This is a genomic window from Clostridium ganghwense (assembly GCF_026735165.1).
GTDB lineage: Bacteria > Bacillota > Clostridia > Clostridiales > Clostridiaceae > Clostridium_H > Clostridium_H ganghwense.
Genome location: NZ_JAPQES010000006.1, coordinates 178,018 through 203,809, shown reverse-complemented (window position 1 = coordinate 203,809; position 25,792 = coordinate 178,018). Strand labels below are relative to the sequence as shown.

General features: G+C 30.3%; 25 protein-coding genes and 5 tRNA genes. 24 read left to right on the top strand and 6 right to left on the bottom strand.

The genetic code is table 11. From position 1 onward, the window contains the following. The first annotated feature begins 77 nt into the window (after positions 1 to 77). From OXH55_RS16120 to OXH55_RS16110, 3 genes are all read left to right on the top strand, one after another. Positions 78 to 1,469: a sigma-54 interaction domain-containing protein gene (locus OXH55_RS16120; RefSeq protein ID WP_268051076.1), complete on the top strand. Its 1,392-nt coding sequence runs from the start codon at positions 78 to 80 to the stop codon at positions 1,467 to 1,469. Between the two features lie 148 nt (positions 1,470 to 1,617). Further along, complete coding sequence (locus OXH55_RS16115; protein WP_268051075.1) at positions 1,618 to 2,652, top strand: 3-oxoacyl-ACP synthase; 1,035 nt, start codon at positions 1,618 to 1,620, stop codon at positions 2,650 to 2,652. A gap of 14 nt (positions 2,653 to 2,666) precedes the next feature. Continuing rightward, complete coding sequence (locus tag OXH55_RS16110) at positions 2,667 to 3,974, top strand: acetyl-CoA hydrolase/transferase family protein (RefSeq protein WP_268051074.1); 1,308 nt, start codon at positions 2,667 to 2,669, stop codon at positions 3,972 to 3,974. A 68-nt stretch (positions 3,975 to 4,042) separates the two neighbouring features. Here OXH55_RS16110 and OXH55_RS16105 read toward each other — a convergent pair whose 3' ends face one another. Beyond that, positions 4,043 to 4,984: a 3-hydroxyacyl-CoA dehydrogenase family protein gene (locus OXH55_RS16105; protein ID WP_268051073.1), complete on the bottom strand. Its 942-nt coding sequence runs from the start codon at positions 4,982 to 4,984 to the stop codon at positions 4,043 to 4,045. A 529-nt stretch (positions 4,985 to 5,513) separates the two neighbouring features. Here OXH55_RS16105 and OXH55_RS16100 point away from each other — a divergent pair. Then, on the top strand, positions 5,514 to 6,875 hold the full coding sequence (locus OXH55_RS16100) for a TIGR00366 family protein (protein WP_268051072.1): 1,362 nt from the start codon (positions 5,514 to 5,516) through the stop codon (positions 6,873 to 6,875). Between the two features lie 105 nt (positions 6,876 to 6,980). Here the strand turns inward: OXH55_RS16100 and OXH55_RS16095 are convergent, their stop codons facing one another. After that, the gene (locus OXH55_RS16095; RefSeq protein ID WP_268051071.1) at positions 6,981 to 7,376 is read right to left on the bottom strand and encodes a CoA-binding protein; all 396 of its coding nucleotides are present in this window, start codon (positions 7,374 to 7,376) and stop codon (positions 6,981 to 6,983) included. Positions 7,377 to 7,620: 244 nt separating this feature from the next. On the opposite strand from OXH55_RS16095, the gene OXH55_RS16090 reads away from it, so the two are divergent. From OXH55_RS16090 to OXH55_RS16060, 7 genes are all read left to right on the top strand, one after another. After that, on the top strand, positions 7,621 to 7,869 hold the full coding sequence (locus OXH55_RS16090; protein WP_268051070.1) for a hypothetical protein: 249 nt from the start codon (positions 7,621 to 7,623) through the stop codon (positions 7,867 to 7,869). Between the two features lie 251 nt (positions 7,870 to 8,120). After that, positions 8,121 to 8,885, top strand: coding sequence for a 3'-5' exonuclease (locus OXH55_RS16085; RefSeq protein WP_268051069.1), 765 nt, complete (start codon positions 8,121 to 8,123; stop codon positions 8,883 to 8,885). Between the two features lie 251 nt (positions 8,886 to 9,136). Then, positions 9,137 to 10,123 carry a biotin--[acetyl-CoA-carboxylase] ligase gene (locus tag OXH55_RS16080; protein ID WP_268051068.1) on the top strand — a complete coding sequence of 329 codons (987 nt, stop codon included), beginning with the start codon at positions 9,137 to 9,139 and terminating at the stop codon, positions 10,121 to 10,123. 203 nt (positions 10,124 to 10,326) lie between these two features. After that, positions 10,327 to 10,974 (top strand): NfeD family protein, encoded by a 648-nt coding sequence (locus OXH55_RS16075; protein WP_268051066.1) that lies wholly within the window; start codon positions 10,327 to 10,329, stop codon positions 10,972 to 10,974. Beyond that, entirely contained in the window at positions 10,967 to 12,412 is a 1,446-nt protein-coding gene (locus OXH55_RS16070) for a flotillin family protein (RefSeq protein ID WP_268051065.1), read from the top strand. The genes OXH55_RS16075 and OXH55_RS16070 overlap by 8 nt, the downstream gene beginning before the upstream one ends. 183 nt (positions 12,413 to 12,595) lie before the next feature. Further along, a complete protein-coding gene (locus OXH55_RS16065) occupies positions 12,596 to 13,060 on the top strand; it encodes a bactofilin family protein (protein ID WP_268051064.1) in 465 nt (154 codons plus the stop codon). A gap of 22 nt (positions 13,061 to 13,082) precedes the next feature. After that, positions 13,083 to 13,295: a DUF3006 domain-containing protein gene (locus OXH55_RS16060; protein WP_268051063.1), complete on the top strand. Its 213-nt coding sequence runs from the start codon at positions 13,083 to 13,085 to the stop codon at positions 13,293 to 13,295. A gap of 38 nt (positions 13,296 to 13,333) precedes the next feature. Here OXH55_RS16060 and OXH55_RS16055 read toward each other — a convergent pair whose 3' ends face one another. Then, positions 13,334 to 14,587 carry a glutamate-5-semialdehyde dehydrogenase gene (locus OXH55_RS16055; RefSeq protein WP_268051061.1) on the bottom strand — a complete coding sequence of 418 codons (1,254 nt, stop codon included), beginning with the start codon at positions 14,585 to 14,587 and terminating at the stop codon, positions 13,334 to 13,336. Between the two features lie 12 nt (positions 14,588 to 14,599). Then, the gene (gene proB, locus OXH55_RS16050) at positions 14,600 to 15,733 is read right to left on the bottom strand and encodes a glutamate 5-kinase (protein ID WP_268051059.1); all 1,134 of its coding nucleotides are present in this window, start codon (positions 15,731 to 15,733) and stop codon (positions 14,600 to 14,602) included. Between the two features lie 248 nt (positions 15,734 to 15,981). On the opposite strand from proB, the gene proC reads away from it, so the two are divergent. Then, positions 15,982 to 16,788 carry a pyrroline-5-carboxylate reductase gene (gene proC / locus OXH55_RS16045; protein ID WP_268051058.1) on the top strand — a complete coding sequence of 269 codons (807 nt, stop codon included), beginning with the start codon at positions 15,982 to 15,984 and terminating at the stop codon, positions 16,786 to 16,788. Between the two features lie 22 nt (positions 16,789 to 16,810). Continuing rightward, positions 16,811 to 17,263, top strand: coding sequence for a GNAT family N-acetyltransferase (locus tag OXH55_RS16040; RefSeq protein ID WP_268051057.1), 453 nt, complete (start codon positions 16,811 to 16,813; stop codon positions 17,261 to 17,263). A 117-nt stretch (positions 17,264 to 17,380) separates the two neighbouring features. On the opposite strand, the gene pgsA is transcribed toward OXH55_RS16040, so the two are convergent. After that, on the bottom strand, positions 17,381 to 17,893 hold the full coding sequence (gene pgsA / locus OXH55_RS16035; RefSeq protein WP_268051056.1) for a CDP-diacylglycerol--glycerol-3-phosphate 3-phosphatidyltransferase: 513 nt from the start codon (positions 17,891 to 17,893) through the stop codon (positions 17,381 to 17,383). 244 nt (positions 17,894 to 18,137) lie between these two features. Here pgsA and OXH55_RS16030 point away from each other — a divergent pair, with 244 nt between their 5' ends. The 5 genes from OXH55_RS16030 (at position 18,138) to OXH55_RS16010 (ending at position 22,734) form a co-directional block, all read left to right on the top strand. Beyond that, the gene (locus OXH55_RS16030) at positions 18,138 to 19,556 is read left to right on the top strand and encodes an NAD(P)/FAD-dependent oxidoreductase (protein WP_268051232.1); all 1,419 of its coding nucleotides are present in this window, start codon (positions 18,138 to 18,140) and stop codon (positions 19,554 to 19,556) included. Between the two features lie 121 nt (positions 19,557 to 19,677). Continuing rightward, complete coding sequence (locus OXH55_RS16025) at positions 19,678 to 20,961, top strand: adenylosuccinate synthase (RefSeq protein WP_268051055.1); 1,284 nt, start codon at positions 19,678 to 19,680, stop codon at positions 20,959 to 20,961. A 188-nt stretch (positions 20,962 to 21,149) separates the two neighbouring features. Continuing rightward, positions 21,150 to 21,341 carry a DUF1858 domain-containing protein gene (locus OXH55_RS16020; protein WP_268051054.1) on the top strand — a complete coding sequence of 64 codons (192 nt, stop codon included), beginning with the start codon at positions 21,150 to 21,152 and terminating at the stop codon, positions 21,339 to 21,341. A 90-nt stretch (positions 21,342 to 21,431) separates the two neighbouring features. Beyond that, the gene (locus tag OXH55_RS16015; protein WP_268051053.1) at positions 21,432 to 22,181 is read left to right on the top strand and encodes an acyl-[acyl-carrier-protein] thioesterase; all 750 of its coding nucleotides are present in this window, start codon (positions 21,432 to 21,434) and stop codon (positions 22,179 to 22,181) included. A gap of 247 nt (positions 22,182 to 22,428) precedes the next feature. Next, positions 22,429 to 22,734, top strand: a complete 306-nt coding sequence (locus OXH55_RS16010; RefSeq protein WP_268051052.1) for a hypothetical protein — start codon at positions 22,429 to 22,431, stop codon at positions 22,732 to 22,734. Between the two features lie 125 nt (positions 22,735 to 22,859). Here the strand turns inward: OXH55_RS16010 and OXH55_RS16005 are convergent, their stop codons facing one another. Further along, the gene (locus OXH55_RS16005; RefSeq protein ID WP_268051051.1) at positions 22,860 to 24,095 is read right to left on the bottom strand and encodes a BaiN/RdsA family NAD(P)/FAD-dependent oxidoreductase; all 1,236 of its coding nucleotides are present in this window, start codon (positions 24,093 to 24,095) and stop codon (positions 22,860 to 22,862) included. Between the two features lie 233 nt (positions 24,096 to 24,328). Here OXH55_RS16005 and OXH55_RS16000 point away from each other — a divergent pair, with 233 nt between their 5' ends. From OXH55_RS16000 to OXH55_RS15975, 6 genes are all read left to right on the top strand, one after another. Beyond that, entirely contained in the window at positions 24,329 to 25,141 is an 813-nt protein-coding gene (locus OXH55_RS16000) for a pyruvate, water dikinase regulatory protein (protein WP_268051050.1), read from the top strand. 161 nt (positions 25,142 to 25,302) lie between these two features. Next, positions 25,303 to 25,377, top strand: a tRNA-Glu gene (locus tag OXH55_RS15995). Positions 25,378 to 25,389: 12 nt separating this feature from the next. Beyond that, a tRNA-Val gene (locus OXH55_RS15990) sits at positions 25,390 to 25,465 on the top strand. Between the two features lie 13 nt (positions 25,466 to 25,478). Beyond that, a tRNA-Asp gene (locus OXH55_RS15985) sits at positions 25,479 to 25,555 on the top strand. 5 nt (positions 25,556 to 25,560) lie between these two features. Next, positions 25,561 to 25,636 (top strand) — tRNA-Thr (locus tag OXH55_RS15980). 28 nt (positions 25,637 to 25,664) lie between these two features. Then, a tRNA-Glu gene (locus OXH55_RS15975) sits at positions 25,665 to 25,739 on the top strand. The last annotated feature ends 53 nt before the right edge of the window (positions 25,740 to 25,792 follow it).

Genomic DNA, 25,792 nt, shown 5'->3' with positions numbered 1-25,792 from the left:
ATTATAATTTGATAATTTTGTAAATTATACAAATGTTTGTTATAATGATTTCAAAACGAGTAGGGGAGATGAAGGGTTTGGCACATTTTTTTTGTTGTAAAGAATTTTATGATTTTTGTCAAGATGTGTTTGGCAAACTACCAATTCCTATTGATGTTTTAGATAAAGACGGCAGATTAATATACATAAATGATGCTTTTGCTGATTTTTTAGAAAAATCCAAGGAAGAGATGTTAGGCAAAGTAGTATCAGATGTTGATTCAAATACAAGATTTATAGAAACACTTAGGGGAAAGCAGGCTGAAATAGCATGGAAGCATAAATTTAGAAATGGAAAAGAGGCTATAGTTCACAGAATTCCTATATTGGATGACGATGGGAAAGTTACAGGCGGTTTTGGAATGGTTCTCTTTGAAGATATATCAAAGCTTCAAGAGGTTATGGACAAGTGTAATGTTTTAGATAGGGAATTGAGAATGTATAAAAATACTATTGCAAAATTGAATTGTGCTAAATATAATCTAAGTTCCATAATTGGTATTTCTAAAACTATAACTGATTGTAAGAATAAAGTTAAGAAAATTGCGAAAGTTAATCTGAATGTTCTTATTACTGGAGAGAGTGGTGTAGGAAAAGAACTGTTTGCTCATTCTATACACAATGCAAGTAATAGAAGAGATGAACCTTTTGTTAGTATTAACTGTTCAGCAATTCCAGAAAATTTAATAGAAGCTGAATTATTTGGATATGAAGATGGGGCTTTTACAGGTGCAAAAAAAGGTGGAAATATTGGAAAGTTTCAATTAGCAAATGGAGGCACAATTTTTCTAGATGAAATAGGAGAAATGCCTATGCACATGCAGGCTAAGCTATTAAGAGTGCTCCAAGAAAGAGAGGTTCAGCCAATAGGTTCCAGAACACAAGTAAAACTGAATGTAAGAGTTATTTGTGCAACGCACAAAAATATAGAAGAAATGGTTGAAAAAGGTGAGTTCAGGGAGGATTTATATTATAGATTAAATGTTTTAACTTTAGAAGTTCCAGGGCTTAGAGAAAGAAAAGATGATATTCCCAAATTAGTAGAAAAGTTTTTAGCTAACTTTTATAAACAAACAGGTATATATAGATGTATACCACAAAGTGTTATTAATATATTTTATAACTATGATTGGCATGGAAACGTGAGAGAACTAAAAAATATTGTTGAAAAGGCTTGTGTTAATGCTGAAGAGGTTAATGTAAGTATCAATGATCTACCTCCATATATGATAAAAAAATCAACACTTAATGTTAATATAGCTAACAAGACATCTAATGCATCTGGTTTAAAAGAAATTTTAGATTCTGTAGAAAAGGAAATTATAATGAATACGTTAAAAGAATGTAATCATAATAAAAGTGAAGTTGCAAAAAAGCTTAGTATAACTAGGACTTCATTATATAGGAAAATTGAAGAATATGGACTGTAATAATTATATACAGTGTTTCAAATACGTACAGGGAATAGGTTAAGAAAATTAACTTATTCCCTATTTTTATTGGTGTTTCATATAGGAAAAATATGGCATGATATTTGCTTTGGTAATAATTAGTAAATGTAATTCAGGAGGTGTCAGCATGAGAGAACATGTAGGTATAGTTGGAACAGGTATTTATTTGCCAGAGACTATTATGACTGCTAAGGATGTTTCGAAAGCTACAAAAGGAGTGTGGTCTGAAGAAGCAGTAATTAAAAAATTAGGATTTAAGAAAAAATATATTGCAAGTAATCGCCTAGAAGATGGTACTCAAGAAATGGGAGTTGCCGCAGGACGTGCCTGTTTAAAGAACACAGGGATAGATCCTATGGATATAGATTTAATTTTATGTATTGGTGAGGAATGGAAAGAGTATCCGTTAACTACTTCAGGAATTTATATTCAAGAAAAAATAGGTGCTAAAAATGCTTGGGCTATAGATGTTCAGCAAAGATGCTGTACAACAGTTGCTGCTATAAAAATTGCTAAAGATATGATGCTTCAGGATAAGGAAATAAACACTTGTATGATAGTTGGAGGATACAGAAATGGAGATTTTGTAGATTATACAGATAAAGCTATGTCAATGATGTATAACTTAGGTGCTGGCGGTGGAGCAGTGATTCTTAAGAAAAACTATGGTAAAAATGAAGTGTTAGGAACTCATATAATGTCTGATGGTTCTTTGGCAAGAGATGCTGGAGTTGAAATAGGTGGAACTATTAATCCTATAACTGAAGAAAATTTGCAGGAGGCTTATAAATCATTAAGAGTTATGAATGCGAAACATATGAAAGATGCATTGAATGAGATTTCAATGCCTAACTGGATTCACTGTATAGATAGAGCTTTAGAAAAATCAGGATTGACAAGAAGAAATATTGGATATCTTGGAGTACTACATTTTAAATATTCAATGCATAAATATATGTTATCATTACTTAATCTTTCAGAAGAACAATCAATTTATTTAGATAATTATGGTCATGTAGGTCAAATTGATCAAATATTATCTTTGGAACTAGCTCAAAAATCAGGAAAACTACAAGAAGGTACAATAGTATGTTTAATAGCTGCAGGAATAGGATATTCATGGTCTGCTAATGTAATCAGATGGGGAAAAGTTATTGAATAAATGGAGGAAATAGAATGAATTATTATGAAGAATATAAAAAAAAGCATATTACTTTAGATGATGCTCTTAGTATGGTTAAGTCAAATACAGATATATGTGTTGGACTTGCGGTAATTGAACCTATAGATTTTATGTCGAGGCTGCATGAAGTAGCTGACAGAGTAGAAAATGTAAATATTCTTACATGCTTAAATATGTCAAACTATAAGTTTTTTTCACAGCCTGACATGAAAGGGCATTTCACAAATTGTGGATGGTTTTATACTCCAATGATGAGGAAGGCTCATTCACATGGTACTTGTTCATATATCCCTAATCATCTTCATATATCAGCAAGAGATAGACTATCTTATAAAAAACCTAATATATTTATAGCAACTTCAGCACCAATGGATAAGCATGGTTACTTCAATTTATCATTATCGGTAACTTATGAAAGAGAATTTTTAGAAGCTGCAGATATTGTAATACTTGAAGTTTCAGACAACTATCCAAGAACTTGTGGAGATACAAATATACACATTAGTGAAGTTGACTATGTATATGAAACTAATAGAAAAGTACCTGTATTTCCATATGCACCTTCAAGTGAAAAGGATGTAACTATTGGTAATTATATTGCTGAACTTATTAAAGATGGTTCAACCATTCAATTAGGTATAGGTGGAATTCCAAATGCAGTTGCAAGTGCTCTTGGAAATAAGAAGGATTTAGGAGTTCATACTGAATTATTTAATGATGGTATGCTAAATCTTATCGAAGCTGGAGTTATAACTAATAGAAAGAAAACTCTGCATAAGGGTAAATCAATAACTACCATGATAATGGGATCACAAAAGCTATATGATTTCGTAGATCAGAATCCAGGAGTTGAAGTTTTAAGAGGATCATATGTAAATGACCCTAATATAGTGGGAAGAAATTATAAAATGGTATCCATAAATACAACTCTTGAAGTAGATCTAACTGGACAATGTTGTTCGGAGTCCCTTGGAACAAAGCAGTTTAGTGGAACAGGAGGACAGGCAGACACTGCAATAGGTTCACAAAACAGTGTAGGTGGAAAATCAATAATAGCATTATATTCTACAACTAAAAATAAGAAAACTGGTGAAGTTATAAGTAAGATTGTTCCGACATTAATGTTAGGAGCTGGCGTATCATTATCAAGAAATGATGTGGATTATATAGTAACTGAATATGGTACAGCTAGATTAACAGGATGTACTATTAGAGAGAGAGTTAATAATTTAATTGGAATTGCTCACCCTGATTTTAGAGGAGAATTGAGAAAAGAGGCTAATGAATTGATGTTATGGTAATATGCAGAAAAATCCTAATGAAAAGTAAGCTTTTCATTAGGATTTTTCTGTATAGAAAGCAAATCTGCTTATTTATTTTCTTTGTCTTTTTCAAGGAAGTATAATAAAAGGTCTGTTCTTTTCTTTGTTATATCGTCAATTGCTTCTTGAGACCATTTATAGTTTCCTTCACCAGTTTTAGTACCACATTTTCCAGCTTCAACTCTTTCTTTTAGATACTGAGAAGCTTCAGTTGAGTTACATAGATTTTTGAAAAGGTAAGAAGATATATTATAGAATATATCAAGACCACCAAGGTCTGCACTTCTTAATGGACCAGTAACAGGAAGACGACGACCTAAGCCGAATTCTACAGCTTTGTCTACTTCTTCAGGATCTGCCCATCCTTGTTCAACTATATATATAGCCTCTCTTAAAAGAGCAAGTTGAAGACGATTTCCTATGAAGCCAAGACATTCCTTATTCATTTTTACTGGTTGTTTTCCTATTTGTTTAATCCATTCAGTAGTTACTTCCATTGTTTGAGAAGAAGTTTTTTCACCAGGAACTACTTCAACTAATGGAATTAATTCTGCTGGACACCAGAAATGAGCTACAACTACTCTTTCAGGATGTTGAAGATTTTCAGATATAGCTGTTGGGCTTAAGCCAGAAGTATTAGTAGCAAGTATAACTTCTGGTGGACATAATGAATCAAGTTGTCCAAAAACTTGTTGCTTTATAGATATTTTTTCTGCAACACATTCTACTACTAACTGAACATCTTTTACAGCTTCTTCTAAGGAAGTTGATAAACTAACTTTTGATATTATATCTTCATATTGTGCTTTAGTTATTTTTTCATTAGACATAAGTAAGTCAAGACTCTTTTTTATACTGTCAAAGCCTTTCTTTAAGTTTTCACTTGATATATCAAACATATTTACACCTAGCCCAGCTTCTGCACAAAGTTGAGCAATACCATGTCCCATTGTACCTGCGCCTAAAACGGTAACTTTTTTAATTTCCATTTGATTTCTGGTTTGTATAGTATGAAAATGACTTATAAAGAGAGCGTCATGTCCATCTATAAACCAGATTCACCTCCTTTTAAATTAATAAATTGTTAAATGTATAACTCAATATATTACTATCATTTCTATTATTTCCCTTTTTGATTATAGTACAAATAAAATTGTTAGTAAATAGAAAAAATAAATAATGAATAAAAATAAAACAAGATATTACAATTATGTGGATATACACCAGTAAAATGGAAGGTAAAACTTTAATTTTTATACACAAAAATTAAAAACGCTATGGCAATTATGTAGAATATGGTATATAATCTAAAATATACGAGGTAAATATTGGTTTGATAAACTAAAAAAATATTAAAATACAAAATATTGAAATACATATAAATCATGAGTCTTAACGAATAAAGACTTTTTATTATCATGTCTCAAAGTCTTACAAAGTCTTATTTGTTAAAAAAATAACTAAGTCGGTTAATTATTATATATTATAAATAATTTTTATTTAAGGAGATGAACTTATATGTTAAAAAAATTCTCACAGGGTTGTGTAGCTATTGTTCAAAAGTATTTACCTGACCCATTTATATTTGCAGTTATTTTAACTTTCATTGTATTTCTATTAGGAATGCCAATTACTCATCAAGGTCCACTTGGAATGATTATAGGTTGGAGTGATGGATTCTGGAAATTACTAGCTTTCTCAATGCAAATGGCATTAGTACTTGTTACTGGACATACTTTAGCTAGTGCACCTTCATTTAAGAGAGGACTTAAATCTTTAGCTAAGATACCTAAAACTCCAGCACAATCAATAATATTAGTTACAGTTATTTCAACAATAGCATGTTGGGTAAACTGGGGATTTGGTCTTGTAATAGGTGCTATCTTTGCAAAAGAAATTGCAAAAGAAGTTAAAGGTGTTGACTACAGACTATTAATTGCTTCAGCGTATTCAGGCTTTTTAGTATGGCATGCTGGACTTTCTGCTTCTGTACCTCTTAAGCTTGCTACAGGAGGAAAGGATTTAGCAACTGCAACTGCAGGAGCCGTTACTAGCCCTGTACCAACAAGTCAAACTTTATTTTCTAGCTACAATATAATAATTTTATTAGTATTATTAATTCTTCTTCCTCTAATTAACAAAGCTATGATGCCTAAACCAGAGGATACTATAACAATTGATCCTAAGTTACTAATGGATGATGAAGAAGCAGCTGCATTACACGTAGTAGCTAAAGAAGATATGACTCCAGCTGAAAGACTTGAAAATAGTAATATAATATCTTTGCTTGTAGGTGCTATGGGTGTAGTATATATAGTTTATTATTTTGCTACAAAAGGATTTAAATTAAACTTAAATATTGTTAACTTTATTTTCTTATTTGCAGCAATAATACTTCATGGAACTCCAAAGAAATTCTTAAGTGCTATATTTGAAGCTACTAAAGGAACTGCAGGAATTATTCTTCAATTTCCGTTCTATGCAGGAATTATGGGTATGATGACTGCTAAAGGACCTACTGGAATTTCACTTGCAGGGGCAATGTCAACAGGATTTGTTTCAATTTCAAATCAAACAACATTCCCATTATTTACATTCCTAAGTGCAGGACTTGTTAACTTCTTTGTACCATCAGGTGGTGGACAATGGGCAGTGCAAGCTCCAATAATGATGCCGGCTGGTGCAGCTTTAGGAGTAGCAACTCATAAGACAGCTATGGCTATTGCTTGGGGAGATGCTTGGACAAATATGATTCAACCATTCTGGGCATTACCAGCATTAGGTATTGCAGGACTAAGTGCAAAAGACGTTATGGGATTCTGTATAGTTGACTTACTATGCTCTGGTGTAGTAATTGCATTAGGTTTGATGTTATTATAAAAATATATAGATAGAAAAAATAAGGATGAAACTGACGTTTCATCCTTTTTATTTTACTAGGAAATTATAAAGTTTTAAGATTTTCAACCTTGTTTTTTATTGAGTTTAGAATTGATTTATATCAACGTTAAAATGAATTAATAACTGAACAAGAGCACAACCCTCTATTGCCACTATTCCGTTAGCTTTACAGTAATCTCGTATTTCGCCACTTTCAGCACCAGGCTGTATCAATACCTTGTCAATATTTAATTTTTTAGCTTCTTTAATCACTTCTATTCCTAAAGCAGGATTTATACATAAATCTATTACATCAATTTTGTAAGGTACTTCTTCTAATGATTTATATATTTTATCTGTTTTATCTTTAGGATATACTCCTTCAGTTTTAAAGTCACCTGCTTCCAATGATTTTAATATTTTGTATGCATATTTTGATGTATCTGAAACTTTACCAACCACTACCCAATTTTTGTAATTAAATAAATCCCGTATATTCATAACATATCTCTCCTTTAACGAATAACCTTATTATACATTATTCCCAACTATTATATATAATTAATTATATAATAATTGGAAAATAGAGAAAAGACTTTTTATAAGCTTATTAAAGATATTCCTTTTAATTTTGATAATAATGATGTTAGATAGACTTAATAAAGCTTTATCTGATATATTTTATGAAATTTGACTGAATTTAATCCAATATATGCTATAATATGAAATGAATTGGAGCACATAAATGTACAAACCAACAACTTACAAAGGAGTAAAGTACATGCAATATATAATAGTATTTGTAATTATAATTTATTTAATGGGATCGTTTTTCTCATGTGGATCATCAAACAAAAGTCATAAAAGATATTCAAAGCCAACTTATAATAAACATGATAAAGTAGACTTTGATTCGCCTTCTGATTTGCAAAAGGTAAAAGAGGAATATTATAAACAGAGCGGTTCTGACGGAAGCGGTAAAGGTGGCTGGTAGAATACATAAAAGTAGTAAGTATGATGAAAAATTAGAAAGGCTTATAAGTATTTAAACATATAAGCCTTGGGGGATTAAATAAAGTAATAAAAACAAGATAGTTTTGGTGTATGTATTAGAAAGTATTGTCAAAGAAATAAAAAATATTCAAAGATTAAAAAATAGTTCTAGGTATTTTAATATGTAGAACTATTTTTTATTATAATCAGTGGCATACTAAATAATACGAATTATATTTAGGGGAGAAAAAAATGAATTACATAATATTTGATTTAGAATTTAATCAAGGCTACAATTCTATAAAAAGAAATAAAAACGCAATAACTCCCAAATGTCCTTTTGAAATAATTCAGATAGGGGCAGTAAAGCTTGATGAAAATTTTGAGACAATTTCCACTTTAGATAGACTGATAAAGCCTGAGATATATAACAAGATTCATCATTTTGTAAAAGAAATTACTGGTATAACAATGGAACAATTAAATAAGGGAAAACCATTTAATGAAATCTATAAAGAACTTATTGAGTTTGTTAAAAATGACAGAAGTATCTTATGTGTATGGGGAATGGGAGATATGAAAGAATTATTTAGAAACATACAATATCATGAATTAGATACATCCTTAATACCTAAAGAATATATTAATATTCAATCTTATGCTTCTAAATATCTTAAGTGTCCAAAAGGAACTAATATTGGTTTGCGTAATGCAGTAGAATTATTGCATATTCCCATTAAAAATCAATTTCACGATGCATTTAATGATGCTTACTATACAGCAGAAATTTTTAAGAAAATCTATAATGAAAAAATCATACCTAAGATATATAATCTAAATAAACACATGAGGGTAAATAGACAGAACAATGGAAAGACAAAAATTGATACTTATAAATTAATCAAACAATTTGAAAAAATGTTTGATAGAGAAATGACTATAGAAGAAAAATCAATAATTAAATTAGCTTATATGATGGGAAAAACAAATCAATTTGAAATTAAAAATACAAAGTAAAAGATGACCTTAGGATTAGTATATGAGATTATCTTTGTTTATAAGTGGTTATAAAACATTAGTAACCTTCAAAAACATAAATAATATAATTAACAGTGGGATATTATGTTATACTTTTTACATAGAAATATATGGGGTTAAATCAAAAGGTAAAACAAACAGTGAAATAAAGTAAAATATTAATATGTTATGTATAGTATAAAATGAGGGAGGGATTTATCGAGAGTATACTGTCTCGATAAAAATAAATAATGAAAGAACAAATTATAAATCTACTTAAAGAAAATGAAAATACTTTTGTATCGGGTCAAAAAATTAGTGAAAGCTTAGGGGTTAGTCGTGCAGCCATATGGAAATATATGAAAGCTATAAAAGAGGATGGTTATGAAATAGAATCTGTTTCAAGAAAAGGATATAAACTTGTTTCTTCGCCAGATTTGCTTACCTTTGAAGAAGTAAAAGGGAATTTAAATACAGCTTATATAGGCAGAAATATAATATATTTTGATTCTATAGATTCTACAAATAATAAAGCTAAAGAATGTGCAAGAGAAGGTGCAGAAGAAGGAACGGTAGTTATAGCTGAAGAACAAACTATGGGTAGAGGTAGGTTAGGACGTAATTGGACATCACCTAAATATAAAGGTATATGGATGTCAATTATATTAAGACCGGATATAGACCCAATAAATGTATCAAAGATTACTCAAATAGGAGCAGCGGCTGTGGCAATGGCAACTAAAGATATGGGAATAGATGCTTTCATAAAATGGCCAAATGATATAGTTATGAATGGAAAAAAAGTATGCGGAATTTTAACTGAAATGAGTGGAGAATTAAATAAAGTTAATTACGTTATAATGGGCATTGGGATAAATGTAAATATAGAAAAGGAAGAATTTCCAGAAGAAATAAAGGAGGTAGCTTCCTCACTTAAAATTCAAAATGGAGAATACATAAAAAGAAAAGAACTAGTTAGTAGAGTACTTAACAATTTTGAAAAGCTGTATGAGGAATTTATTCGTGAAGAGAATATAAGTAAATCTATTAAGGTTTGTAGAGAAAGGTCTATCTTATTAGGAAAAGAAGTTAGAATAATAGATCGAGGAAAGACTACTAAAGCAAAAGCTTTAGAGTTAAGCGAAGATGGCAAGTTGGTTGTACAGTATGAGGATGGTAAAATTAAGGAAATTATTTCCGGAGAAATTTCTGTTAGAGGAATGAATGGATATGTGTAAATAATAATTGAAACACCTATTGCGTATTAAGGCAGTAGGTGTTTTGCTTTTAGCATTTAAAGTAAAAAATAAAGATAAACAAGAATTTTTTTATAAAAGGTAGATTATCTTGAAAAATAGATTTATAATAAAAATACACTATAGGTATTATTTTCATAATTAAGTAATATCTATATATTTATAATAAAAAAAGGAGTGAGGCGATGGCTGCTTGGTGGAGTGGGATTTCTGGTTTTGAAAAGTTTTTTTGGGCTTTGGCAATTCCATTTACTGCTTTATTTGTGATGCAAATGGGTATGCTTATTTTAGGATTAGATAATGGTATAGACACTCCAGATATTAATGACTCTATTGATTTTGATGTAAAGAGTGATGTAGATATTGATGCAGATATAGATATGAATTTAAATCCGAATGTTCCTTTAAAATTGGTTACTCTAAGAAATATAATTATATTTTTTACTATATTTTCATGGACTGGCATAATGGGTGTTAGACATGGTTATAGTAAAATGCTAACGATTGCATTAGGAATAATCTTAGGGACAATAGTAATAGTTATATTAAGTAGTGTTTATAAATTAATATTTAAGCTTACTGAAAGCGGAAATATGAATTTAAAAAATGCAATAGGTGCAACAGGAGAGGTATATCTTACTATACCGGACAATGGAAAGGAAGGAGGAAAGGTTCACGTGATTTTCCAAAGTTCTTTGAGAGAGGTACCTGCAATTACCTATGGTGAAAAGTTAAAAACGGGTACTAAAATAAAAGTTATTGGAATTGAACAAAATTTTCTAGTGGTAAAATCGCTAGAAGAAAATCATAAGGGGGATATATATAATGGGTGATTTTTCATCAATAATTGTAACAGCTGTAATCGTGGTTGCAATATTTATTACAATAATAGCTTTATTTGCAAGATATAAAAGATGTCCATCTGACAGAGTTCTTGTTATTTATGGTAAGACTGGAAAGGATGCCGATGGAACCAATCGTTCAGCAAAATGTATACATGGTGGAGCAGCGTTTGTATGGCCAGTTATTCAGAGTTATGAATTTCTTGATTTAAGGCCTATATCAATAGAAGTTAATTTAACTAAAGCTTTAAGTAAGCAAAACATAAGAGTTGATGTACCTTCAACATTTACTGTTGGTGTTTCTACTGATAGTGGTGTTATGAATAATGCAGCAGAAAGACTTTTAGGACTTACTAGAAATGATATACAAGAACTTGCTAAGGATATCATCTTTGGACAATTAAGACTTGTAATTGCAACAATGGATATAGAAGAAATAAATTCAGATAGAGATAAATTCTTAGATAATGTATCTCAAAATGTTGAAGCAGAACTTAAAAAAGTTGGTCTTAAGCTTATAAACGTAAATGTAACAGATATTAATGATGAATCTGGATATATTGAAGCACTAGGAAAAGAAGCAGCTGCAAAAGCTATAAATGATGCAAAGAAAAGTGTTGCAGAGAAAAATAGAGATGGTGCTATAGGTGAGGCAGAAGCAAAAAGAGAAGAAAGAGTTAGAGTATCTAAAGCTGATTCAGAGGCTATAGAAGGAGAAAACTTAGCTAAAGTAACTATTGCAAATTCTGAAGCTGAAAGACGTGAAAAGCAAGCAGAGGCAAATAAAATAGCTATTGCAGCAGAAAAAGTTCAAGAAGCTAAAGCACTTCAAGAAGCATATTCAGCAGAGCAAGAAGCAGAAAATGCACGTGCTGATAAGGAAAGAGCTACTAATGTTGCAGATGTAATAGTTAAAGCTGAAATAGATAAGCAAAAGGTAGAGTTAGAAGCTGAAGCAGAGGCAGAGAAGATTAGACGTCATGCAAAAGGTGAAGCGGACGCTATATTATTTAAGATGCAGGCAGAAGCTCAAGGTACTATGGAGATTTTGAGCAAGCAAGCAGAAGGTTTCCAAAAGCTTGTTGAAGCAGCTGGAAATGATTCTAAAGATGCAGTTATGCTTATGATTGCAGATAAACTTCCTGAAATTGTTAAGCTTCAAGTTGAGGCAATCAAAAATATTAAAATTGATAAAATTACAGTTTGGGACACTATGGGTGGAAATGGTGATGGAACACCTACAACAGCTAATTTTCTTTCAGGAATGTTAAAATCAATTCCACCTTTTGAAGATGTGTTTAATGGAGCTGGAATGGAACTCCCTGATTATCTTAAAGGGAATATAGATAAAAAAAATAATGATGATTTAACAATAGTGAAGGCTGAAGAAGTTATAGATAATGAAAATGAAGAAAATAATCCTAAATAATATCAAAAAATTGGAAAATAATAAAAGGATTAACGAGAAAATTTAAAAAAATTAGTATATAATTAAACATGTAGGAGTATAGCAAGATTGCAATAAAATCCTACATGTTTGTTTTATATAATAATAGATAATATTGGATTATATCCATGAATATAATATTTCAAAATTAAGGGGGTATTTAAAATGGCGCTTTTTTCAAGTAAAGATAATAAACCAACAAAGGCAACTGAAACTAGAAGTATTGACACAATAGTAGGAGTAGAAACAGATATGGAAGGTAACATAAACTCTAATGGCATTATAAAGATAGATGGAAAATACAACGGAGAGATATGCACAAAAACAGATGTTATAATTGGAGAAACTGGGTTCGTAAAGGGAAATATTAAAGCAGAAAATGTTAGTATAGCTGGTAGAATGGAAGGAAATGTTAGGTGCACTGAATTATTAGAAATTACGTCCACAGGAAAACTTATAGGAGATATAGAGGTTAAAGATATTTCTATCTTACAAGGAGCTATTTTTAAAGGTAAAAGCACTATGACTAGCGTATATGAAGAAGAGATTGAAGTGTTAGATGAAAAAGAAATGGAAGAAAAGAAGAGTTATTATTTAGAAGAAAGTGCTCAGGAAGAAATTACCCAATAGATAGAAGGAGTGACTAATATTAATGCTAGGAGTAATAGATAGATTTGAAGAAGAGTTTGCAGTTGTTGAGCTTGATGATGGTGGTATGATAAATATAGAAAGAAATCTTGTACCTAAAGAAGCTGAAGAAGGATATGTGCTCAATATGACTGATAAAATAACTATTGATTATGAAGAAACAGAAAAAAGAAAAAAAGAAATTGAAGAATTGACAGAAGGTCTTTGGGATGAATAAAGAGCAGTTAAAAACTGCTCTTATGTTATATAGGATTCTTATCTTGTTTGTCCCTCACCGTAAATAATATATTTAGTAGTAGTAAGTTCTTTAAGGCCCATTGGACCTCTTGCGTGAAGCTTTTGAGTACTTATTCCTATCTCTGCACCAAAACCAAATTCACTTCCATCTGTAAATCGAGTAGATGCATTGATATATACAGCAGCAGCATCCACTTCATTTAAAAATCTTTGAGAGTTTTCATAGTTATTTGTAAGGATTGCTTCTGAATGCTTAGTTCCATATTTATAAATATGTTCTAAAGCTTCATCTATAGTATCAACAACTTTTATAGCTAAAATTAAGTCTAGATATTCTGTAGACCAATCTTCTTCAGTTGCTTGTTTTGCTGATTTTATAATATTTTGAGTAGCAGAACATCCTCTTATTTCTACTCCCATAGAATCTAATTTTTCTCCTAATTTAGGAAGAAATTCTTCTGCTATATTTTTATGTACAAGTAATGTTTCCATAGCATTACATACAGCAGGTCTTTGAGTTTTAGCATTTATTATTATATCTATAGCATTATCCATATCTGCAGATTCATCAACATATATATGACAGTTACCAACTCCAGTTTCAATAACAGGAACAGTAGCGTTTTTAACTACGGCATTTATAAGGCCAGCCCCTCCACGAGGTATAAGCACATCTATGTATCCATTAGCTTTCATCATTACATTTGCAGCTTCTCTATCTGTAATTTCTATAAGATTTATAGAACCTTTAGGAAGTCCAGCTTTTTCAGCAGCATCTGATATAATTTTAGCTACAGCAGTATTAGAGTTTATAGCTTCAGATCCACCTCTTAATATTACTGCATTACCTGCCTTTATACAAAGTCCAGCAGCGTCTACAGTAACATTTGGTCTTGCTTCATATATTATTCCTATAACTCCTAAAGGAACTCTTACTTGACCTATTTTAAGATTATTAGGACGTTTCCACATTTTAACTACTTCGCCGATAGGATCATCAAGAAAGGCTATCTCTCTTAACCCTTCAGCCATAGAATTTATTCTTTTTTCATCAAGTAAAAGTCTATCAAGAAGAGCTTTAGTAAGTCCTTTTTCTTTTCCGTTTTGCATATCCTTTGAATTAGCTTCTAGTATTACATCCATGTTTTCAATTAATGCATCAGCCATTGCATATAGAGCTTTATTTTTAGTGTTAGTATCTATAATTGCTAGTTTGCGGACTGCTTCTTTTGCAAGAATAGCTTTGTCAATTACATGTTGTTTTGCATCCATTTTTTTACCTCCTCATTTAAGTGTTACTAGATTATTTGCATGAATTACAACATCATAGTTTTTATATCCAAGTTTTTCTTCAATTTCAGAAGAATCTAATCCTTTTATTGTGTTAATATCTGAGGAATTATAATTTATAATTCCGTGTCCTATTTCTTCATTTTTAGTATTTAATATAGAAATAACTTCTCCCTCTGAGAAAGTTCCACTAATACTTACAATTCCTTTAGGAAGTAAGCTTTTGTGATTTTCAATTAAAGCTTTTTCTGCACCATTGTCTATTGTTATATTTCCACTAGGTTTAGTTCCAAAAGCCATCCAATGTTTTTTTGCTTGAAGAGGATGTGCGGTTGCTTTAAAGAAAGTACCTATCTCTTTTCCATCTAATATGTCATTTAAAACATTAGGAGCATCTCCATTAACAATAATCATTGATGAACCAGAGGATGTAGCTATTTTACCAGCATTTATTTTGGTTATCATTCCTCCTGTACCAAGAGAACTTCCAGTATCACCAGCAGCACCAACTATTTCATCTGTTATATTATCAACATAATGAATAAACTTAGCATCAGGATTTGTTTTTGGATTAGAATCATATAAACCGTCTATATCCGTTAAAAGTACTAATAAGTCTGCATTAACAAGACTTGCTACCATGGCAGAAAGAGTATCATTATCTCCGAATTTTATTTCATCTACAACTATAGCATCATTTTCATTAACTATAGGAATAACTCCTTGTTCAAGTAACGCATAAAAAGTATTTGTAGCATTTAAAAATCTAGTTCTATCAGATATATCTTCTCTTGTTAAAAGTATTTGAGCTGCTATTTTTCCATATTCAGAAAAAAGCTTTTCATACATATGAAGTAAAATTCCTTGACCTACAGCAGCTGCAGCTTGTTTTTGAGGAATTGTTTTGGGTTTTTCTTTTAGTCCCAATTTTCCTATTCCAGCACCGATTGCACCAGAAGATACAAGTATAACTTCTATTCCACGATTATGTACGTCTGAAAGTTGTCTTACTAAGTTTTCAATACGATTTAGATTTAGCAATCCAGTTGAATGAGTTAAAGTAGAAGTTCCAACTTTCACTACGATTCTTTTTACATTTTTTAAGTGTTCTTTTCTATTTTTATTCATAATTAAGTACGACTTATACAGTCTGCTCCTTTCTATTCCTTTCTATTAATATATTTTAACACAATATATTTAACTGTAACCAAATAATAACTTGTTTTAGTAATATAGGTGTCATATGATAAAATTTAATATATTTTAGCTTTACAAAAGCAAAGTATACTTTAATGGGTGTATAATAAAAATATTATGAATTTAAAAAATTATATCACAAAAATGTTTGAGTATTCAACGAAGGAGGGTGTAAATTTATGCAAAATAAAATAGGGTTTATTGGGTGTGGAAATATGGCTAGTGCTATGATTAATGGTATAGTTAAATCTGATTTGATTAGTCCTGAATACATAATAGCTAGTAATCCAACTGAAGAAAAATTAATAAAAATAAAAGAAGAGAATGATATAAGAACTACAAAAAGTAATATAGAGGTTGCTAAGTCTTCAAATATATTATTTTTGTCTGTTAAGCCTAATAAATATAAAGATGTTATAAAAGAAATTAAGGATGAAGTTAGGGAAGATACTATTATTGTAACTATTGCTGCTGGTATAACAATATCAAGAATAGAAGAATATTTTGATAAAGAGGTGAAGGTAGTTAGAACTATGCCTAACACACCAGCACTAGTAGGAGAAGGAATGAGTGCTCTATGTGGAAATGAACATGTAACAGAGGAAGAGATGAAAAAAGTTGTAAGTTTGTTCAAATGTTTTGGTAAGGTTGAAGTTGTAGAAGAAAAATATATGGATGTAGTTACAGCACTTACAGGATCTTCACCAGCATATGTTTATATGTTTATTGAAGCATTAGCTGATGGAGCAGTACTTAAAGGACTTCCAAGACAAAAGGCTTATAAGTTAGCAGCACAAGCAGTTTTCGGTTCAGCAAAAATGGTGCTGGAAACAGATAAACATCCTGGACAACTAAAGGACGATGTATGTTCACCAGGAGGTACAACTATTGAAGCAGTTTATGCTTTAGAGAGAAATGGTTTTAGAGCAGGAGTTATGGAAGCTATGGAAGAATGCGTTGAGAAAGCAAGAAATATGAATAAATGATTAAAACGTTGGAGGAATATATATGGAAACAATTGAAAGTTTTCAAATTGATTATTTAGAGGAATGTGCTAATTTATTAATATCAACTTTCAATAGTGAGCCTTGGAATGAAAAGTGGACTTTTAAAACTGCATCTAAAAGATTAGAAGAAACATATAAAACCCATAATTTTAAAGGGTGGGTTTACAAAAAAGATGATAAGATTATAGGTGTTATCATGGGTAACTGTGAGCAGTGGTATGAAGGATTCCAATATTATATTAAGGATTTTTTTGTAGATTCAACTATTCAAAATAGAGGGATTGGAAGCAAGATTTTAAAATATTCAGAAGAAGAATTGAAAGCTGTAGATGTAAATTCTATTCATTTTTGGACACTTAAAGGTGGTAGAATAGAAAGATTTTATAAAAAGAATGGATATGAAGTACCTAGCATGTTGACATTGATGATAAAAGATTTAGATGATAAAGCTTAATATACATAATATTTAGCTTTTGAAATATAACAAACGCCTATATCTTACTTTACATAGCAAGATATAGGCGTTTGTTATATTTTATAATACATACTTTTGAGATAAAACTATACATTTTTAAACTTTAAATTTCCTAGTTACTTTTAATAAGTAATTTACAAAGGCTAAAATAGAAACTGCAACCCCTAAATATATTAAGTAATTACTAATAATTGAATGAAAGGGCAAATATAATATGCCTATATAAAAAACTAAGGTAGCTATTTTACCATATCCATCAGCAGGAAATACTACATCCTTCCTATAAAAAGAGATACCAGCAGATATCATTAAAAATTCTTTTATAGCAATTATAAGTACAACCCATAAAGGAATGTAATTTCTTAAAAATAAACAAGTTAAAACAGTAACAAGCATAAGTTTATCAGCTAAAGGATCTAATACAGTTCCCCATTTTGTTATAAGATTATATTTTCTAGCGATGTATCCATCTAAAACATCAGTAAGTCCAGCTATTAAAAAAATAAGAGTAGCATTTGTTAAACTATTAGTTTCTCCTGAAAAGAAGAATAAAACAAAAATAGGTATCAAAAACAGCCTTACTAAAGTTAGCGTATTAGGTATATTCATATCATCTACCGCCTTTAATTAACTTATATAATGAGTATTCCCTTTAGTATTAATAAATATAATAGAAGTATTTTGCTTTTATGCATGTATATATTTAATTTGAGAGCAAAAGATAATACTATCAAAAAAAGATGAATAGGATAAAATTAACACGAATTATAAAAAAAAGTAAAAGAAAAATATTCGTATTTTTTATTGACGAAATTATACAGCTTTGGTACTATGGATAGGGAGGGGATGAATGTTGAAGAATATTTATGATGTTATTATAATTGGGGCAGGCCCAGCAGGGATATTTACAGCTTTAGAAGTTACAAAATTAAATCCAGAACTTGAAGTGTTAATAATAGATAAAGGTAGAAATATTGAAAAAAGAAAGTGTCCTGCAAGAGACACTGGAAAATGTGTAAATTGTAACCCATGCGGAATAACGTTCGGATGGTCAGGTGCAGGTGCTTTTTCAGATGGTAAACTTTCATTAAGTCCTGAAGTTGGAGGAAGATTACTTGAATATTATTCAGAACAACAGGCTCAAGAACTAATAAATTATTGTGATGATATTTATTTGAAATTTGGTGCTAATGAAACTATTCATGGTTTAAATAATGAAAAGGTAGAAGAAATAAAATATGAAGCAAGTAAGCATAATATTCGTTTAGTTGAGTGTCCCGTAAGACATTTAGGAACTGAACTTGCTTATGATGTTTTAAGAGGAATGTATCATCATCTAATTGAAAACACAAAAACAGAGTTTTGTGAGTTAAGTAAAGCTAAAGAATTAATAGTTGAAGATGGAAAAGCTACAGGAATGAAGGTACATACTAAAGATGGATGTAAAGATATAAGTGGAAAATATATTATTGTAGCTCCAGGACGTGGTGGTGCTGAATGGCTTTCAAAGGAAGCTAAAAAGCATAACATGAAAACAAAAAACAATGCTGTAGATATCGGGGTAAGAGTAGAAGTACCTAATTCTATAATGGATCATTTAACAAAAGATTTGTATGAAGCAAAACTTGTTTACTATTCCGATACATTTGATAATAAAGTAAGAACCTTCTGTATGAATCCAGGTGGAGTTGTATCAGAAGAACATTATGATGGAGAAATTGCAGTTGTAAATGGACATAGTTATTCTCAAGCAGAGCTTAGAACTGAGAATACAAACTTTGCTATGCTTGTATCTACTACATTTACAGAACCATTTAATCAACCTATAGATTATGGAAAGTATATTGCAAAACTTGGCAATATGTTAACAGGTGGACCAATAATGGTACAAAGACTTGGTGATTTATTAAATGGACGTAGAACAGATGAATCAAGACTTAAAAAGTCTACTACTAGACCTACTTTAAAGTCAGCTGTTCCAGGAGATTTAAGTTTTGTACTTCCGCAAAGACATTTAACATCAATTGTTGAAGCTATTAAAGCTTTTGACAAGGTAGCGCCAGGACTTTACAGTAAAAATACTCTTCTTTATGGTGTAGAGGTTAAATTCTATTCAAGTAAGTTTGAAACTAATAGAAAATTTGAAACTGAAATAGAAAATCTATATACAATAGGAGACGGAGCTGGTATTACAAGAGGTCTTATGCAAGCTTCTGTTACTGGTGTTATAGTAGCAAGGGATATTTCTAAGAAAGAAGAGAAAACTAAGTAGATAAAAGATAAAAAATATAAATATAATTTTTGATTAAAGTTACACTTTAAAATAGTAAAATAAAGCTTAAAGTGTTAAAATATATTTGTTTGTAATTTATTTAAGAAAGAGAGGAATTTTTATGTCATCATTTGTTGTATTAGGAGCTCAATGGGGAGACGAAGGAAAAGGTAAGATGACAGATTATCTTGCTGAAAAAGCAGATGTTGTTGTTAGATTTCAAGGAGGAAATAATGCTGGACATACTGTAGAAGTTGGAGATAAACAGTATAAACTACATTTAATACCTTCAGGTATATTATATGATAATAAATTAAATGTAATAGGTAATGGAGTTGTTGTAGATCCAAAGGCTCTATTTGAAGAAATTGATTACTTAGAAGATTTAGGAGTAAAGGTTACTCCAGAAAAGCTTGTAATCAGTGATAGAGCACAGCTTATAATGCCTTATCATAGAATATTAGATGGATTAAAAGAACAAGCAAGAGGAAAAAATGACATAGGAACTACTAAAAAAGGAATAGGACCTTGCTATACAGATAAAGCAGAAAGAAGCGGAATAAGAGTTTGTGATTTAATGCATAAAGAAGTTTTTGAAGAAAAGCTTAGAAGAAATGTAGAAGATAAAAATGAAATCATAAATCTTTATGATGGAGAAGCTTTAGATTTTGAAACTATATATAATGAATATTTAGGATATGCAGAAAGAATGAGAGCTCACGTTGCAGATATATCTGTAAGAATTTATGATGAAATAAAAGCTGATAAAAATGTATTATTTGAAGGAGCTCAAGGTTCATTACTTGATATAGATTATGGAACATACCCATATGTAACTTCATCTAGTACTGTAGCAGGTGGAGTATGTACAGGAGCTGGAATTGGACCTACTATGATAAATAGTGCTGTAGGTATAGCAAAAGCATATACAACAAGAGTAGGTAAAGGACCTTTCCCAACTGAGCTTGAAGATGAAATGGGAGAATTAATAAGACAAAAAGGTCATGAATATGGAGTAACAACAGGAAGAGCAAGAAGATGCGGATGGCTTGATCTTGTAATATTAAAGAGTACAGCAAGAATTTCAGGACTTACAAGTTTTGCTGTAACTAAGATAGATACACTTGCTGGTATAGAAAAGATAAAGGTTTGTACTGGATATAAATTAGACGATAAAGTTATAGATTATTTCCCAGCAAGCTTAGAAGATTTAGCAAAATGTGAACCTGTATATGAAGAATTCGATGGATGGGATGAAAGTGTAGCAGATGTTAGAAGCTATGATGAACTTCCAGAGAATGCTAAGAAATACTTAAAGAGAATTGAAGAATTTACTGGTACTAAAATATCAGTTATAGGAGTAGGTCCAAGAAGAGATCACACTATTATGGTAGATGAACTGTAAAAAAAATAAGTACTAGATTAAAAACAAAAATCCTAATGGGAAGTTTACTTCTCATTAGGATTTTTTCATGATTATTATAATTTATATTTATAATATTAAATATAATTCAGGACCAAGCTTTATTAATTAATATTATTTTGGTATAATTTTCGTATATTAATGTTGTTAAAAGGAATGAGGTGACTAGAATGAAAATAACAAAAGATATGACAATTGGTGAAATCGTTAGAAATTATCCTAATAGTCCAGAAGTTTTAATGAGTTTTGGAATGATGTGTGTTGGATGTCCATCTGCACAAGGAGAAACTCTTGAAGAAGCAGCTATGGTTCATGGAATGGATATTGAAAAATTATTAGAAGAATTAAATAAAAATATTTAATATCAGAAATTTACTAAACACTACAATTTACTATAATAAATTGTAGTGTTTAATAGTATATACTATAAATTTTAATAAGGAGAAGAGTTTATGGCTGGAGTATTAACAGAAAAAGAATATGAAATACACTTTTATGAAGTTAATTATAAAAAAAAGGCACTTATAACAAGTTTAATAGATTATCTTAATGATGTTGCTATATATCAAAGTGAACAATTAGGAATAGGATTAGATTATATGTTGGAAAATAATATGGCATGGATACTATATAAATGGGATATAAGTGTTAAAGAGTATCCTAAACTTGGAGATAAGATAAGAGTTAGAACTTTAGCGCATTCTATTAGAAAATTCTATGCGTATAGAAAATTTTATATAGTGGATGAACAAGATAAAATTATAGCTACTGCAAATTCTATTTGGATGCTTATAGATATTAAAAATAAAAAGCCTATGAGAATTGGTAAGGAGATTGAAAAAGTCTATAGATTGACAGAAGAAAATGTTGGAATATTAAAAATTGATAATATAAACAAAGTAGAAAGAATTGATAATAATGTAGAGTTCAAAGTAAGATATAGTGATATTGATACAAATGGTCATGTAAATAATGAAAAATATGCAGCTTGGATAATTGAAAGTGTACCTTTAGATATAGTTTTAAATTATACATTAATAAATATAAAAATAACTTATAAAAAAGAAACTAAATATGGTGAGAAGATAAAAGTATTAACTCAAAAAGAAGATAAAGAAGAGTATGTTATATTAATTTATAAAATCATAAAAGATAATGGAGAAGAGCTTACTTTAGGAGAAACAACTTGGAAAAAGAATTGAATTTTTTTGATATATGAACTTTGTTACTATATAAACAAAATCTAGTGATTTTTACACCAATAATAAAAAAAATAAAAAAAATTATATATGTAATAAATTTATAATATCAAGTAAATTCTAATACCACATAAGATTTGGAATATAACATCTAAATGTAGTAAAATTAACAATACTTCAAATTCATGGTATGTATGATATACTTATGTTAGAGGTACAAATAAGTATATAAATTATTAGGAGGTAAGCTATGAATACGAAAATGTCAATAAGCATACCGGATGCAATTTATATGTATTGTAAAAAGCATGCAGATAAATATTTTAATGGAAATATAGATGGATATTTAACTTATGTTATAGCTAAAGAAAAAGAAAGAAAAGAAGGAAGAATTGTTAGAGTTTATGATGGAAATATGCTTGGAGAGATAGATGCTAAATTAGTAAAAAAAATAAGAGAGAAAGCTGACAAAGAATACTGGGTAGTTGATACTGGAATAGGATATAATTTAGAACGTTGGATTTCTAAAAGTGAAATAGAATATACAAATATGTAAATGATAAAATAAAACTTAGTTTTGCTAGTTTGAAAAATAAATTATAATTGTAAGTAACCTAAGCTTATAAATGCATTGAACTATAATTGAGACACAATTTATTTATAAGTTTAGGTTTTTTTTGTTTAATTGTTTATTGCCATATTTTTTGCAGCTACAACGCCAGAAGCCCATGCCCATTGAAGGTTAAAACCGCCACAATCACCATCTACATCTAGTATTTCTCCTGCAAAATAAAGGTTAGGTACTATTCTAGATTTTAAAGTATAGGTATCTACTTCTTTGGTATTTACGCCACCAGCAGTTACCTGAGAATTATTGAATCCATTTGTACCAGTAATTTCAAATTTCCATTCCTTTAATAAGTTATAAATATTCTTTTTTTCATCCCAAGAAAGTTCCCAACAAGGTTTATGGATATTATCTAATCCACTTTCTTTTAGAAGAACTGGTATGATTTTTTTATTTATGATTCCTATAAAAGAATCATGTACGCTTCTATATCCAAATACACCCCAATGATTTTCTAAAAAATCTTCTAATTTTTCAGAAGATAAATTAGGCATCATATCTATTTTGAGAAATGTTTCTTTGTTTTTTGATACAGCATAAGAAGCAATTCTACTAAGTTGAAGAATAGGAGGGCCAGATATACCATAGTCAGTAAAAAGTATTTCTCCAGATTCTTGTCTTATTAGTTTATTATCTATCAAAATTTTAGCTATACCATCAAATTTCACTCCGGATAATGCCTTTAACTTTTTATAGCCTAATTTAAGCTGTACAAGGGCAGGAAGAGTATCTATAATGCTGTGACCTAACTTTTTAGCTAAAGTAAATCCTGAACCATCTGAGCCAGTTTTAGGAGCAGATTTTCCACCACAACAAAGTAATAGTTTTTTACATTGATATTCTTCTTGTATATTAGTGCTGATTTTGAAGCCTTTTTTATAAGAAACTATATCAATAACTTTAGTATCTGAATAAATAGGAATTTGTTTTTCATCTAAAGCAGCTCTTAATATATCTAAAACTGAAGAAGCTTGTAAAGACATAGGGTACATTTTTCCTTCTTCTAAGGTTATTAGAGGTAATCCAAGTTCTTTAAAAAACTCTATAGTATTATTAATAGTAAAAGAGTTTAATGTTTCACCAAAGAAATCAGGGTTTTCACTGTTATATCTATCTAAATTTGTACATTTATTTGCAATATTACATCTTCCATTACCCGTAGTTAGTATTTTTTTACCTATTCTATTATTAGATTCTATTAACGCAACATCTATACCTAAATTTTTAGCAGTTATTGCAGCAACTATCCCGGAAGCCCCTGCACCTACTATTATAAGTTCGTGTTTCAAAATTATCTCTCCTTATATAAAAATATATTTATATCTTATCATATATTTTTTCAAAAGAAGCAAAATAATATTATTAATAACTGATAATTTAAAGGGACAATATATAGTTGAAAATTTTGTTTTCTAGAAAAACTTGAATAAAAAGCAATAAAAAAGTTGAAATATACTGATAATAAGGGTATTATGCAAGTATAGTGTAAAAATTGTAATATGTGAAAGGTGGGAGAAGTTTTATGGTAACTGTATATGCGGTATCAGATTCAATAGGTGAAACAGCTGAATTAGTGGCTAAGGCATCAGCTAATCAATTTAGAACTAATATTCAAGTGAAAAGGGTACCATACATAAAAAGTGCAGAGGATGTAAATGAATTTATTAATAGTGTAGAAGATCCTGAAAATTCTGCAGTTATTTCAACTTTAGTATTGGTTGAGGTTAGAGAATTTTTAGTACAAAGATGTATTGAAAAGGGAATTAACATAATTAATATTTTAGGACCTTGTGTAAGTACTATATCAAGAATGACAGGGAAACAGCCTGATTATACTCCTGGTGCGGTTTGGAAAATGGATGATGAATACTATAGAAAGATAGAAGCTATGGAGTTTGCAATGCAATATGATGATAGTAAAAACCTTAGTGGAATAAAACATGCAGATGTTGTATTGGTTGGTCTTTCAAGAACTTCAAAAACACCTTTATGTATGTATTTAGCTAATAAGGGAATAAAGGCACTAAATATTCCTTTAATGCCAGAGATACCTATGCCACAAGAATTATTGGAAATTGATAAGAAAAAAATATTTGGACTTAAAATAGATCCTATGCAGCTTATAGAAATTAGAAAGCATAGATTAAGTAAAATGAAATCATCTTATAAAGAAATTGAATACGCAAATGCTGAAAGAGTATTGGATGAGCTTGATTATGCAGAAAAAATTATGAGAAGATTACGCTGCAAAACTATAGATGTAACTCAAAGAGCCATTGAAGACACAGCTTTAATAATAATGAAATCGATAGGATATACTTCTGACAAGAAATAACAAAAATATACGAAAAGCATAAATAATATAAGAAAAATAAAAAAATATAAAAAAAATATAGAAAAACTGTTGACACTTCATTAAATTTCAGGTATTATATTCTTCGTCGGGTAACGCAATGCGAAACAAGTTTTCGATAGAGTTAAACGAAAGATAAATTTGGCTCCTTGGTCAAGCGGTCAAGACACCACCCTTTCACGGTGGTAACAGGGGTTCGATTCCCCTAGGAGTCACCATTTAAGTTTTATGGGCGCATAGCTCAGCTGGGAGAGCATCTGCCTTACAAGCAGGGGGTCACAGGTTCGAGCCCTGTTGTGCCCACCATAAAACACAATGTGGCCTAGTGGCTCAGTTGGTTAGAGTACCGGCCTGTCACGCCGGGGGTCGAGGGTTCGAGTCCCTTCTAGGTCGCCACATAAGCTGGCATGGCTCAACTGGTAGAGCAACTGACTTGTAATCAGTAGGTTCCGGGTTCAAGTCCTGGTGCCAGCACCATTTAAGTAATAAAAATGTTTCATTATATGGCTCCTTGGTCAAGCGGTCAAGACACCACCCTTTCACGGTGGTAACAGGGGTTCGATTCCCCTAGGAGTCACCATTTAAGTTTTATGGGCGCATAGCTCAGCTGGGAGAGCATCTGCCTTACAAGCA

What these genes read in the sequence shown, in the direction of transcription:
- OXH55_RS16095 (WP_268051071.1), bottom strand. Translation starts at nt 7,376, where the DNA reads ATGAATATACGGGATTTATTTAATTACAAAAATTGGGTAGTGGTTGGT.
- OXH55_RS16010 (WP_268051052.1), top strand. Translation starts at nt 22,429, where the DNA reads ATGAATACGAAAATGTCAATAAGCATACCGGATGCAATTTATATGTAT.
- OXH55_RS16020 (WP_268051054.1), top strand. Translation starts at nt 21,150, where the DNA reads ATGAAAATAACAAAAGATATGACAATTGGTGAAATCGTTAGAAATTAT.
- OXH55_RS16075 (WP_268051066.1), top strand. Translation starts at nt 10,327, where the DNA reads ATGGCTGCTTGGTGGAGTGGGATTTCTGGTTTTGAAAAGTTTTTTTGG.
- OXH55_RS16115 (WP_268051075.1), top strand. Translation starts at nt 1,618, where the DNA reads ATGAGAGAACATGTAGGTATAGTTGGAACAGGTATTTATTTGCCAGAG.
- OXH55_RS16065 (WP_268051064.1), top strand. Translation starts at nt 12,596, where the DNA reads ATGGCGCTTTTTTCAAGTAAAGATAATAAACCAACAAAGGCAACTGAA.
- OXH55_RS16100 (WP_268051072.1), top strand. Translation starts at nt 5,514, where the DNA reads ATGTTAAAAAAATTCTCACAGGGTTGTGTAGCTATTGTTCAAAAGTAT.
- proC (WP_268051058.1), top strand. Translation starts at nt 15,982, where the DNA reads ATGCAAAATAAAATAGGGTTTATTGGGTGTGGAAATATGGCTAGTGCT.
- OXH55_RS16090 (WP_268051070.1), top strand. Translation starts at nt 7,621, where the DNA reads ATGTACAAACCAACAACTTACAAAGGAGTAAAGTACATGCAATATATA.
- OXH55_RS16070 (WP_268051065.1), top strand. Translation starts at nt 10,967, where the DNA reads ATGGGTGATTTTTCATCAATAATTGTAACAGCTGTAATCGTGGTTGCA.
- pgsA (WP_268051056.1), bottom strand. Translation starts at nt 17,893, where the DNA reads ATGAATATACCTAATACGCTAACTTTAGTAAGGCTGTTTTTGATACCT.
- OXH55_RS16025 (WP_268051055.1), top strand. Translation starts at nt 19,678, where the DNA reads ATGTCATCATTTGTTGTATTAGGAGCTCAATGGGGAGACGAAGGAAAA.
- OXH55_RS16015 (WP_268051053.1), top strand. Translation starts at nt 21,432, where the DNA reads ATGGCTGGAGTATTAACAGAAAAAGAATATGAAATACACTTTTATGAA.
- OXH55_RS16085 (WP_268051069.1), top strand. Translation starts at nt 8,121, where the DNA reads ATGAATTACATAATATTTGATTTAGAATTTAATCAAGGCTACAATTCT.
- OXH55_RS16000 (WP_268051050.1), top strand. Translation starts at nt 24,329, where the DNA reads ATGGTAACTGTATATGCGGTATCAGATTCAATAGGTGAAACAGCTGAA.
- OXH55_RS16055 (WP_268051061.1), bottom strand. Translation starts at nt 14,587, where the DNA reads ATGGATGCAAAACAACATGTAATTGACAAAGCTATTCTTGCAAAAGAA.
- proB (WP_268051059.1), bottom strand. Translation starts at nt 15,733, where the DNA reads ATGAATAAAAATAGAAAAGAACACTTAAAAAATGTAAAAAGAATCGTA.
- OXH55_RS16040 (WP_268051057.1), top strand. Translation starts at nt 16,811, where the DNA reads ATGGAAACAATTGAAAGTTTTCAAATTGATTATTTAGAGGAATGTGCT.
- OXH55_RS16060 (WP_268051063.1), top strand. Translation starts at nt 13,083, where the DNA reads ATGCTAGGAGTAATAGATAGATTTGAAGAAGAGTTTGCAGTTGTTGAG.
- OXH55_RS16110 (WP_268051074.1), top strand. Translation starts at nt 2,667, where the DNA reads ATGAATTATTATGAAGAATATAAAAAAAAGCATATTACTTTAGATGAT.
- OXH55_RS16080 (WP_268051068.1), top strand. Translation starts at nt 9,137, where the DNA reads ATGAAAGAACAAATTATAAATCTACTTAAAGAAAATGAAAATACTTTT.
- OXH55_RS16105 (WP_268051073.1), bottom strand. Translation starts at nt 4,984, where the DNA reads ATGGAAATTAAAAAAGTTACCGTTTTAGGCGCAGGTACAATGGGACAT.